Raw genomic sequence first — 10,591 nt, 5'->3', positions numbered from 1 at the left:
CCCCCGGATCGGCGATGCGCATGCCGATGCCGGGCTGAGCACCCGGCACTGGCTGCTCGGCGAAACGCGAGCGGGTCATCAGCCGGCCTTCGGCGTCGAAGACGTAGGTCTCGCCCGTGTCCCCGATCTGCCCGACCGCGGTCATCCGCGTCAAGGCCGCGACAGGGCGCAATTGCAGGCCGAGCACGGCGAGCATCCCGCCGCGCTCGTCGCGGATCGCGGCCAGCAGGATCAATTCGTCCTGCTCGCAGTCGCCGCCGGGTTGTTCCTGATTCGGCGCGCTAGGCGGAATGAAGAGCGGTTGGCTGCTGGTCAGGATGCGCGCAAGGTCGAATGGGTTGCATTTGGCCAATGGGTGCAGACGACCGATCTGATCGGCTCGCGCGGCGATCAGCGCCCTGCCGTCGAGCGCCAGCACGAAGACATCAGCGGCAGTGTCGGCAAGGTCGCGCTTGGCGGCGAGGAGGGTGCGTATCTGCGCGCGCGCCGGGGCGGTGAGCAGGTGCTCGCGATCGTCCGCGGCCTGCTGCAGCGCGCACCAGCGGGATCAGGACCTGATCGGCGGCGATCAGCTCGGTCGCGCGCAGGTGGCCCTCGATCCACATCTGCAACGCCTGCGCGGCCGAGCGGTTGACCGACTGGAGGGTTTCGATCAGGTCCTGGCGCAGGCGCTGATCGATCGCGCCGAGGCCCTGGTTGGCGAGCGTCAGCGCCAGCGCCAGGAACAGGCCGACCAGCGCAATGCCAATGAGCCTGAAGTTGCGCCGGTCGAAGAGTCGGTCCTCGCTGCCGCGGCGCAGCCGGCGCAGCAGTGCAAGCGCCAGCAGCATGCTCAGGCCGATCGCGACGGTCCAGGTCAGATAGATCCAAGGGGGCCGCCGGCAGGCTGGCCCAGGGCCCATTGGTGGCCCCATTGGTGACCCCAGGGGCGAGCCCATCGGCCAAGGCCGTTGGGCTCACGCTCAGCATCAGCAGGAAGCCGAGCAGCCGCTGTGGGAATGCGCGCGGGCCGGCCGTGAGCCGCGAGCATCGGACCCAGGGGTGCAAGGGCGAATGGCGGTTGGGGCCCATCCGCCGGTGGGTGCGGTCCGTTCGCCCACATCGGGCGCCCATCATTGAGCGGGGCTGCCCAGTGCCGCGCGCAGGGTGGCGAGCAGGCGTTCCTGCTGCACCGGTTTGACCAGAAACGCCTGCGCGCCCAGGCTGAGCGCCCGTGCCCGCATGCCCGGGTCGGCGCTGCCGCTGATGAAGATCACTGGAATCTGAGCCGTGGCTGGGTCTTGTCCGAGCTGCTCACAGACGCCGAAGCCATCGAGCTCAGGCATCATCGCGTCGAGCAGGATCAGGTCCGGTGGCGGGTCGGCCGCGGCGGCCTTGAGGGCGACCCGGCCGTTGATCGCGGCCTTGACGCTGTACTCCGGCTTTAGCGCCTCGGCGACGATCTCGATGTTGTCGCGTTCGTCGTCGACCGTCAGGATGATGCGCTGACGTCTGCTCGAGCGCTCGGCGGCGGGCCGGCTGAGCGGCCTGATCGGCTCCCGTCCGGGTGGGAGGTAGGTGGCTCCGGCCCCGCACTTGAGCGCGTTTTCCACCCGTTCCGCGAGCGCTTTGGAGATGAACGGCTTGGCGATGAAGTCGGTGACACCGGCCTTGATGGCTTCGGCGACGCGACCCCGCTCGATCTCGCCGGTCACCATCAGGAACGGGGTCTTGGCGGTTCGGGGATGCGCCCGGATGTGCCGCAAGAGCTCCAACCCGTCCATGTTCGGCATGTGCCAGTCGGCCAGGATCAGATCGACGGCCTCACGGTTGAGCAGCCTAAGGGCCTCTTTACCATTGCCGGCCTCGGCCACGACCTGATAGCCCTGATCCTCGAGGGCATAGCGCAGGTTCTTGAGCATCGTCGGGATGTCGTCGACGATCAGCAATCGGGTCGGCTTGTCCGCACTCATCCGATCAGCCTCAATCGGTGCTCGACAGTTGGATGTTCTCCTCCAGATCTCCGGTCATCATCCCTGCTTCTGCATAGCGCCTGCGGATCTTGAGGATCTCGGGTAGCGTGTCCAGGAATGCCGGCACGAGGTCCGGATCGAAATGGGTCCCGCGGGAGTCGCTTAGCAGCTCGAGCGCCTTCGCGACCGGCCAGGCGGGCTTGTAGGGGCGGACCGAGGTCAGCGCATCGAAGACATCGGCGATCGCAACGATCCGGTCCGAGCGTGGGATGTCATCACCGGCGAGGCCCTGAGGGTAGCCGCTGCCGTCCCATTTCTCATGATGCGTCAGCGCGACCACGCGGGCCATCTCGAGCAGTTCGGAATCCCCGGCATCGCCGATGATGTCCGCACCGATCTGGGCATGGGTGCGCATCACGTCCCACTCCTCCCGGCTCAGCCTGCCTGGTTTCTGCAGGATGCGGTCCGGGATGCCGATCTTGCCGACATCATGCATCGGGGCCGCATTGAGTAGCAGCTCGACGTTACGCTCGTCCATACCGGTCACCCGACCGAGGATGGCCGCATAATGGCTCATCCGGATCACATGTAGGCCGGTCTCGTTGTCCTTGTATTCGGCCGCCCGCCCGAGCCGCCGGATGATCTCGAGCCGGGTCTCGTGCAGCTGGGCGGTCTGCTCGCGCACCTTGCTGTCGAGAACGCGGTTCTGATCATACAGTGCCAGCTGGGTGCGGGCCCGCGCCTGCACGATCGGGGGCTGATCGGCTTGGCGATATAGTCGACCGCGCCGAGCTCGAGCCCTTTGATCTCGTCTTCGATACCGATCTTGGCGGTGATGAAGATGACCGGGATGTGGCGGGTAGTCAGGTCGGCCTTGAGCTGTTCGCAGACCTCGAAGCCGTCCATTTCCGGCATCATGATGTCGAGCAGGATCATGTCGGGCGGCTCGCCCGAGCGGGCGATTCTCAGTGCCCGCTGCCCTCGGGTGGCGGCCTTGACGTTGTAGTCATCCTTGAGACAGTCGACCAACAGATCGATGTTGGGGGCTCGTCATCGATGACGAGGATGGTCTGCTTCACGATAAGAGCCTCCTGCCAGATGCGACACAACGGGCATGAGTCTACAGGCTGCGGCCATAAAATTCCGCGACCCTGTTGGCAGCGGTCTGTGTGTCGGGCCGGTCAATGCTTGACGTCGGCCAGTTTGTCAGCTCGGGGGGCTCACGTACGGTGCCTGCTCGAGTAGGCCGCTAACGCGGCTTCGACAGCTACCTGAACGACACCTGCCGCGCCCACGTGGTCCTGTCCTCGCGGGCATCCAGCGCCGGGCGGGACGAGGCGACGGTGCGCCAGAAGCTGGTCGAGACCGGGCCAAGGCACGCGACCCCGAGCACGCCGATCGGATAGCGCGACCGGCTGGTGCCGATGCTCTCACTAGGCTTAAGGGTCTGCTTGCGAAGAAGCGCGGGCGCTGTGCCGAGTCCCCAGCTGCCTTTAGACAGGAGAAACCAGATCGTCCGACGTCATCGGCTGCGCCACCAGCTTGACGCCTAGCGCATGACAGACACGGTTGATGGTATCGAAACGCGGCTGGGATTCGGCGCGCAGGGCTTTGTACAGCGCCTCGCGGGCGATACCGCTGGCCTTAGCGATCTCGGTCATCCCTCGGGCGCGCGCAATGTCGCCGAGGGCGGCAGCCAGCAAGGCCGGGTCCTCTTCCTCGAGCACGATTGTCAGATACTCGGCGATGGCCCGGTCGTCCTCCAAGTGCTCGGTGATGTCGAAATCGGGCAGATCGGCAACGCGGATCTTCTCGCTCAAGGCTCAATCCTCCAACGTGGAGGCCAGTGCGATGGCCTTACGGATATCAGATTTTTGGGTCGACTTGTCACCACCGCCCAGCATCAGAATCAGCGCTTGGCCACGCCGAACGTAATACATTCGCCAGCCAGGCCCGAAGAATTCGCGCATCTCAAACACCCCGTCACCGACCGGCTTCACATCGCCCAGATTGCCAAGCGATGCCTTCCGTAAGCGAGTCGCCAAACGCCGTCGTGTCATCCCGTCTTGGACCCCGGATAGCCAAGCGGCAAACTCCGGGGTTTGCTTGATCCTGAGCATGCGGTAATCGTAATCTATCGATTACAGACAAGGCAAGCCTAGGAGTCTGTCCGACTTACCGGCACTGGGTGCGGGTACAATAGGGCTCGGTTGTCACAGACGAGCGTGGTTGTCATGGCGGTCAACCTCGTGCCGGTGGATCGGGAGACGCCGGACTGGTTTCCAGCGAGCGTGCAGGAGTACCTGCCCGAGGATCATCTGGCGCGGTTCGTGGTGGAGATCGTCGATCAGCTCGATCTCAGCGCGCTGGTCAGCGCGTACGCCGGCCCCGGCTCGCGCCCCTACCATCCGGCGATGCTGGTGGCGCTGCTGTTCTACGGCTATGCCACGGGTGTGTTCTCCAGCCGCAAGCTGGCGCAGGCCACGTACGACTTGATCGCGCTTCGCTATATCTGCGCCAACACCCACCCCGATCACCGCGCCATCGCCGGCTTCCGCAAACGCTTCCTTGACGAGCTGGCGGCGCTGTTCACCCAAGTGCTGCTGGTCGCGCAGGCGATGGGGCTGGTCAAGCTCGGCACCGTCAGTCTGGACGGCACCTTCCGCCAGCTCACAGAGCTGGCGTCCGAGCTTGATGCACAGCAGCGCGCCGTTGAGTAAGGAGTGCGTGAGGACGAGTCCGTCCTCTTCGATCTGCTGAAGAAGGACCAGCTCAGCAAGGCCGATCGCGAACCGGTGAAGCAGGGCAGCCGCGCCCTTCTGTCATCGATCAAGGACCGGCTGGCGGCGCTCGATTGGTTTTGGGGAAGGAGCAAACCAAAGCGGACGTCGAGATCTTTCAGCTGACCTTGATCTCGATCGCCTCGCCGGTCTCTGGGTCGGCGACATGGACCGCACAGGCGATGCAGGGGTCGAACGAGTGGATGGTGCGCAGGATCTCGATCGGTTGCTTGGGATCATGAAGCTGGGTGTTGTCGGCCAGCGCCGCCTCGTAGGCGCCGGGAACGCCGGAGGGGTCGCGCGGGCCGGCATTCCAGGTCGAGGGCACCACGGCCTGGTAGTTCGCGATCTTGCGGTCCTTGATCACCATCCAATGGCCGAGCGCCCCGCGCGGCGCCTCCATATAGCCGGCGCCCTGGGCCTGCTTCGGCCAGGTCGACGGGTCCCAGAGGGCGTCATTGAAGGTCTGGGTGTCGCCGGCGCGGATGTTGGCGATCAGCGCGTCGTACCAGCGCTGCATGCCGTCGCTGACGATCTTCGATTCGAGCGTGCGCGCGGCGGTGCGGCCCAGGGTCGAGAATAGGCCGTCGACCGGCAGGCCGAGCCGGTTCAGCGAATAGTCGACCAGCTCCTTCGCCTGCGCATGCGCCGGGGCGCTGCTGTCGGCGTAGAGCATCAGCATCCGCGCCAGCGGACCGACCTCGACCGAATGGCTGTTCCACCGCGGCGACTTCAGCCAGGAGTAGCCGTCGTCGACGTTGAGCTGCTTGAACGGCGGCTTGGGTCCACCGCGATCGTCGTAGTCGAGCCGGGTCTCGCCGTTGTAGGGATGCAGGCCGGTGTCCTTGCCGTCCTTGTAGTCGTACCAGGCGTGGGCGATGAACTCCTGGATCTCGCCGTCGGCGTGCAGATCGACCGGGTGGATGGTGCTGAGGTCGCGGTTCAGGATCGCACCGCGCGGGAACAGCAGGTCGGACAGGTCGCTTTGATCCGGGTTGCTGCCGCTGTAGGGCAGGTCGCCGTAGCAGAGGAAGTTGCCGAGCCCTTCGCCCTTCTCGGCCCAGTCCTTGTAGAAGCCGGCGATCGCCAGCGTGTCCGGGATGTAGACCTGCTCGACGAATGCCTGCATTGATTTGATCAGGTCCTGGACCTGCGACAGCTTCTTCGAGTTGATCGCCGAGTCCGAGTTCAGGTCGATCGGCGAGCCGACGCCACCGACGACGAAGTTCGGGTGCGGGTTCTTGCCGCCGAAGATCGCGTGCAGCCGGGCGACATCGCGCTGCCAGGCGAGCGCCTCGAGATAGTGCGCGACCGCCATCAGGTTCGCTTCGGGCGGCAGCTTGTAGGCCGGGTGGCCCCAGTAGCCGTTGGCGAAGATGCCGAGCTGGCCGCCGTCGACGAACTCCTTGACCCGCCTCTGGACGTCACTGAAATAGCCGGGCGAGGACTTGCCCCAGCTGCCGGTGCCGAGATCGGCCGCGGTCTGCGCGCTGACCTGCTGCGCCAGGTCCGAGGTCGCCTTCGGATCGGCGCTGAGCGCCGACACGACGTCCACCCAGTCCAGCGCATGCAGGTGATAGAAGTGCATCACATGGTCATGGATGTACTGGGCGCCGATCATCAGGTTGCGGATCAGCTGGGCGTTGGGCGGGATCGGGTAGTCGAGCGCGTCCTCGACCGAGCGCACCGACGCGATCCCGTGCACCAGGGTGCAGACGCCGCAGATGCGCTGGGCGTAGGCCCAGGCATCGCGCGGGTCACGGCCACGCAGGATGATCTCGAGGCCGCGCACCATGGTGCCGGACGAGTAGGCCTGGGCGATCTCCTGCCCGTTCATCTCCGCCTCGATGCGCAGATGACCCTCGATGCGGGTGATGGGGTCGACGACGACGCGCTCGCTCATGGTTGTTCAGCCCTTTCGCTCGATTCTGAGTGCGCCTGCGGCTGCGCCCTCAGGCGCGCCCGGCAGGCGTCGTGCAACGGTAGCTATCATTGGGCGTGCCGGTGACCGAAGTCGCCGGCAGCGCCCTAAGAGGTCTTAAGCAGATGATCAGTCGGCCCGCATCAAGCATCGATCTTGATTGATGCAGCCGCATTGGGTCAGGGCTTCTCGCTCTCTTCTTTCTCGACCAGGTGGTCTGCGATCATCTCGGTGAGGCCGACCACGGGGATGTCCATGTTGAACTCCTCGAGGCCCTCCTCGAGCTGAGTCCGGCAGGTCGCGCACATGGTGACCATGCGCTCCGGCTCGACCTCCTCGATCTGTGCCTTCTTGCGCTTGAACGCGGCGAGCTTGAGTTCCTCGGCGCGCTCGTTGGAGCTGACGCCGCCGCCGGCGCCGCAGCACCACTGGTATTCGCCGTGCTCCTCGAGATCGACGAAGTCGCCGGCGACCAGGTCCATCAGGCTGCGCTGCTGCTTGACCACCCCGCTCTTGCGCGCGAGGTTGCAGGGATCGTGCATCGACAGCCGATCCATCTCCTTGCCCTCGGTCTGGATGCGGCCCTCGGCGCGCAGCTGATCGAGCACCTCGATGATGTGGAAGACCTTGAACGGATAGGCGCGCTTGATCATGTTCGGCCCCTCCCAGCGGATGCCGGTGTAGGCGTGGCCGCACTCGGGGCTGATGACGTTCTTCACACCGAGCTGCTCGGCGGCGTCGACCACCCGCTGCACCAGTTGGGCGCCGATGTCCTTGGAGCCGATCTGCACGCCGGCATTGGTCGCCTCGAAGCAGTCGCGGCTGAGCGTCCAGCTGACGCCGGCGTGATCGAAGATCTTGGTGATCGCTTCCAGATACTCGGGGAAGTTGATGATCTCCATCGACGACAGCAGGACCAGATAGTCGGCGCCGGCCTTGTCGATCGGGACCTCGAGATCGGTGGCGGTCTCGACGTGCTTGATCTGGACCTCGAGTGTCTTCCACTGCAGACCCATCGGGCTGCCGGTCTTGACCGCGCGCACCGAGGCCGCGATCAGCCCCTCGGGGGCGTGACCGGAGGCGACCATCCCCTCGCGTGCCTTGCGGATCATGTAGTGGATGTCGTTGCCGACCGGGCAGACCATCGAGCAGCGTCCGCACATGGTGCAGGAGTCGTAGAGCAGCGGCTCCCACTCCTCGAGCATCTCATCGGTGATCAGCGGCCTCGGCTGGCGCCCGAGCTGGGCATCGATGCGATCCTTGACGGCCTTCTTGAGCTTGCCCCAAAGGGTGTACTCCTGTTCCCAGAGCAGCCGCATCGGCTCGAGCTTATGGATGGGCGTGTACTTGGGGTCGCCGGTCTCGACGTAGAACGGACAGGCCTGGGCGCAGAGACCGCAATGGACGCAGCTGGAGAAGAACGAGGCGACCGGGGCGTCGATCTCCTCGCGCCAGGCATTGAGGCCGCGCGTCAGCGAGAAGCTGTTGGCACCTTGGGTCATGATTGGATCCCCTTACGGCCGAAGATGGCGCCGTTGTAGTAACGGGCGACGAAGGCGGTGAAGATGTGCGTGAGTTTGGTGAACGGCAGCACGATCAGGAAGACCTCGGCGCTCAGGATGTGCAGCCCCAGCGCGAGCGGGTAGGGATTGATCAGCCGGTGATAGGCCAGGTAGCCGGTCAGCACCGGCAGGAAGGTCACCGCCCAGATCAGATAGTCCTCCTTCGTCGACAGGAAGCGTTTGACCGGTTGCGTCAGTCGGTGGATCAACGCCGCGATCAGCCCGAGCAGCGTGATCGCCGTGACCGCGTCGACCACCGGGTTCGGCAGGCCCGGCCAGCCGATGCCGAGCGTGCTCTTGATCAGCTCGACGTGCGGGATGAACAGCAAGAGCGCGACGACGAAGCCGACGTGCCAGAGGGTGCCGACGATCACGTCGAAGGGTGAGCGTTTGAAGGTGCCGGGGTCCGGGTTGAAGCGGCGATAGACGGTCTTCAGCCCGGGTATGACCTCGTTGCCGCGTGCGGCTGCGTAGTTCTTGGCGCGGCCAAGGGTGAGGATCTCGGCGAGCCGGATCAGGATGCCGAGCGCGAAGATCGCGATCGCGACACTGAACAGCGGGCCTTTGGTGAGCAGGAGGAAGTCCATCGGGGTCATCAGAGCTTCTCCTCCAGTTCTTGGGCGTTGACCTTGTCGTGATACTTGGTGGCTTGCTTGCTCTCGTGGCGGCTCATCGCACCGGCCGCGACGCCGGCTGCAGCGCCGAGCGCAGCGGCGCCCAGCAGGGCCTTGCCGGGTGCTCCGATCGGTACCGATAGCGCCTTGTAGAAGCCGCCGGCATCCCAGAAGTTCGGCTCGGAGCAGCCGAGGCAGGGGTAGCCGGCCTCGACCGGCCAGCTCGCGCCGCTGTTCCACTTCATGGTCGCGCAGGCGTTGTAGGTCATCGGGCCCTTGCAGCCGAGTCGGTAGAGGCACCAGCCGGCCTTGGCGCCCTCGTCATCGAAGGTCTCGGCGAATAGGCCCTTGTCGTAGAATGGGCGCCGGTAGCAGCGATCATGGATGGATTGGCCGAAGAAGGCGAGGGGCCGGCCGTACTGATCGAGCTCCGGCAAGGTGCCAAAGGTCAGGAACTGGGCCAGCACGCCGGTGAGGACCATCGGCACCGGCGGGCAGCCGGAGACGTTGATCACCGGCTTGTCCTTGACCAGGTCCTGCACCGCGACCGCGCCGGTCGGGTTCGGGTCGGCCATCGGCAGCCCGCCGAAGGCGGCGCAGCTGCCGACCGCGACCACCGCAGCGGCGCCCTCGATGGTCTCCATCAGCATCTCGTAGTTGCTGATGCCGGCGATGGTCGAATAGCCGGGGTTGGCATTGGGGCCGGGCAGCGAGCCGTCGACCACGACCAGATAGTCACCGGCGTTGGCGTGCATCGCCTGCTCGCGGGCGTGCTCGGCGGCGTCGCCGGCAGCGGCCTGCAAGGTGTGGTGGTAGTCGAGCGAGATCACGTCGAAGATCAGGTTCTCGACCGTCGGCGACGAGCTGCGGGTCAGCGATTCGGTGCAGCCGGTGCACTCCTGGAACGACAGCCAGATCACCGACGGCCGGCGCGCCTGCTCGAGCGCCTTCGCGATCGCCGGGGCCATGCTTGGCGGCAGCGCCATCATCGACGCGGTCGCGGCGCAGAACTTCAGGAATCCACGGCGGGAAACGCCATGCTGGCGCAGGCTCTCGCCCAGGGTCTTGGGTGCGGCCATCTCTTCTCCTGACTTTGCTCGAAGCTCGATCAATGGTTGTCTGGATGCGACCTGGACTCGTAACCCAATGGGGTGCGGCCCAATGGCCGACCAGGACGCATTACTCTCTTGTGACGCTCTAGGGCTCCGTGCCGTCTGCGCGCTCTGCTGCCGGCGGCGGACTGAGCTCGGTGTCCAACGCGGCCAGCGCCTCAGCGATGTCGGCCGTGGCGGTGCGCAGCATTTGCGGGACCTCGTCGATCTCGATCTGCAATGCGAGGCGCTCCCCTTCGACGTTGGCGTAATCGAGTACCCAGACGCCCGGGAAACGGGTCTCCCAGATCCGGGTGGGTCCGAGGGCCTCGACGGTCGCCTCGACCTCACCGCGGCCGAGCGTGCTCATCAGCCGCTCCTCATCACCGGGTCCGAACGGCATCGCGGCAAGGTCGATGCGGGTTGGTTCGCCCTGCTCGGCCAGCCGCAGCAGGGCATGCCGGATCTGGTGCAGGATCGGAAGGGCGTTACCGAACTGCCGCGGTTCGGCGTCCGGTTGCTCGATACGGATCGGGATGTCGGCGAGCTCGGCCATTCAGCGTACCTCCATCGGTTGTTTGTAATGTTAGTGACTGCTGATCGAGGCGTGTTTGACGTGACGCACGGATTGCTGCAAACACGTCAATAACCCTGTTCAGGACTGCGGAATC

At 65.5% G+C, this 10,591-nt stretch carries 12 protein-coding genes and 2 pseudogenes; 2 read left to right on the top strand and 12 right to left on the bottom strand.

The window, feature by feature from the left end; translation table 11 throughout:
• The 7 genes and pseudogenes from CKO40_RS15920 to CKO40_RS15895 all read right to left on the bottom strand — a co-directional run.
• Nucleotides 1-418 (bottom strand): cache domain-containing protein (locus tag CKO40_RS15920; RefSeq protein WP_200347328.1); only part of this gene is annotated, 418 nt, incomplete at its 3' end.
• 7 nt (nt 419-425) lie between these two features.
• Entirely contained in the window at nt 426-914 is a 489-nt protein-coding gene (locus CKO40_RS15915) for a hypothetical protein (protein ID WP_200347326.1), read from the bottom strand.
• Between the two features lie 198 nt (nt 915-1,112).
• Nucleotides 1,113-1,952, bottom strand: a complete 840-nt coding sequence (locus CKO40_RS15910; protein ID WP_242477097.1) for a response regulator — start codon at nt 1,950-1,952, stop codon at nt 1,113-1,115.
• Nucleotides 1,953-1,962: 10 nt separating this feature from the next.
• The gene (locus tag CKO40_RS24455) at nt 1,963-2,700 is read right to left on the bottom strand and encodes an HD-GYP domain-containing protein (protein WP_338074195.1); all 738 of its coding nucleotides are present in this window, start codon (nt 2,698-2,700) and stop codon (nt 1,963-1,965) included.
• Between the two features lie 62 nt (nt 2,701-2,762).
• A pseudogene (locus tag CKO40_RS25180) lies at nt 2,763-2,981 on the bottom strand (response regulator); the annotation flags it as partial.
• Between the two features lie 464 nt (nt 2,982-3,445).
• A complete protein-coding gene (locus CKO40_RS15900; RefSeq protein WP_200347324.1) occupies nt 3,446-3,772 on the bottom strand; it encodes an addiction module antidote protein in 327 nt (108 codons plus the stop codon).
• A 3-nt stretch (nt 3,773-3,775) separates the two neighbouring features.
• Nucleotides 3,776-4,072 carry a type II toxin-antitoxin system RelE/ParE family toxin gene (locus CKO40_RS15895; protein ID WP_200347322.1) on the bottom strand — a complete coding sequence of 99 codons (297 nt, stop codon included), beginning with the start codon at nt 4,070-4,072 and terminating at the stop codon, nt 3,776-3,778.
• Nucleotides 4,073-4,186: 114 nt separating this feature from the next.
• Between CKO40_RS15895 and CKO40_RS15890 the strand changes: the two are divergent.
• A pseudogene (locus CKO40_RS15890) lies at nt 4,187-4,612 on the top strand (transposase); the annotation flags it as partial.
• A gap of 63 nt (nt 4,613-4,675) precedes the next feature.
• Nucleotides 4,676-4,858 (top strand): hypothetical protein, encoded by a 183-nt coding sequence (locus CKO40_RS15885; RefSeq protein WP_200347318.1) that lies wholly within the window; start codon nt 4,676-4,678, stop codon nt 4,856-4,858.
• On the opposite strand, the gene CKO40_RS15880 is transcribed toward CKO40_RS15885, so the two are convergent.
• The 5 genes from CKO40_RS15880 to CKO40_RS15860 all read right to left on the bottom strand — a co-directional run bounded on the left by CKO40_RS15880 (nt 4,851) and on the right by CKO40_RS15860 (nt 10,476).
• Nucleotides 4,851-6,635, bottom strand: a complete 1,785-nt coding sequence (locus CKO40_RS15880; RefSeq protein ID WP_200347316.1) for a nickel-dependent hydrogenase large subunit — start codon at nt 6,633-6,635, stop codon at nt 4,851-4,853. The genes CKO40_RS15885 and CKO40_RS15880 overlap by 8 nt on opposite strands.
• A gap of 197 nt (nt 6,636-6,832) precedes the next feature.
• Nucleotides 6,833-8,155 carry a (Fe-S)-binding protein gene (locus CKO40_RS15875; protein WP_200347314.1) on the bottom strand — a complete coding sequence of 441 codons (1,323 nt, stop codon included), beginning with the start codon at nt 8,153-8,155 and terminating at the stop codon, nt 6,833-6,835.
• Nucleotides 8,152-8,811 (bottom strand): hypothetical protein, encoded by a 660-nt coding sequence (locus tag CKO40_RS15870; RefSeq protein WP_420827388.1) that lies wholly within the window; start codon nt 8,809-8,811, stop codon nt 8,152-8,154. Before CKO40_RS15870 ends, CKO40_RS15875 begins: the two co-directional genes overlap by 4 nt.
• A complete protein-coding gene (locus CKO40_RS15865) occupies nt 8,811-9,908 on the bottom strand; it encodes a hydrogenase small subunit (RefSeq protein WP_200347312.1) in 1,098 nt (365 codons plus the stop codon). The genes CKO40_RS15870 and CKO40_RS15865 overlap by 1 nt, the downstream gene beginning before the upstream one ends.
• A 118-nt stretch (nt 9,909-10,026) precedes the next feature.
• Entirely contained in the window at nt 10,027-10,476 is a 450-nt protein-coding gene (locus tag CKO40_RS15860) for a hydrogenase expression/formation C-terminal domain-containing protein (RefSeq protein WP_200347310.1), read from the bottom strand.
• Nucleotides 10,477-10,591 lie beyond the last annotated feature (115 nt).

This window comes from Halochromatium glycolicum (assembly GCF_016584085.1).
GTDB lineage: Bacteria > Pseudomonadota > Gammaproteobacteria > Chromatiales > Chromatiaceae > Lamprobacter > Lamprobacter glycolicus.
This window is presented reverse-complemented; position numbering and strand designations above follow the sequence as displayed.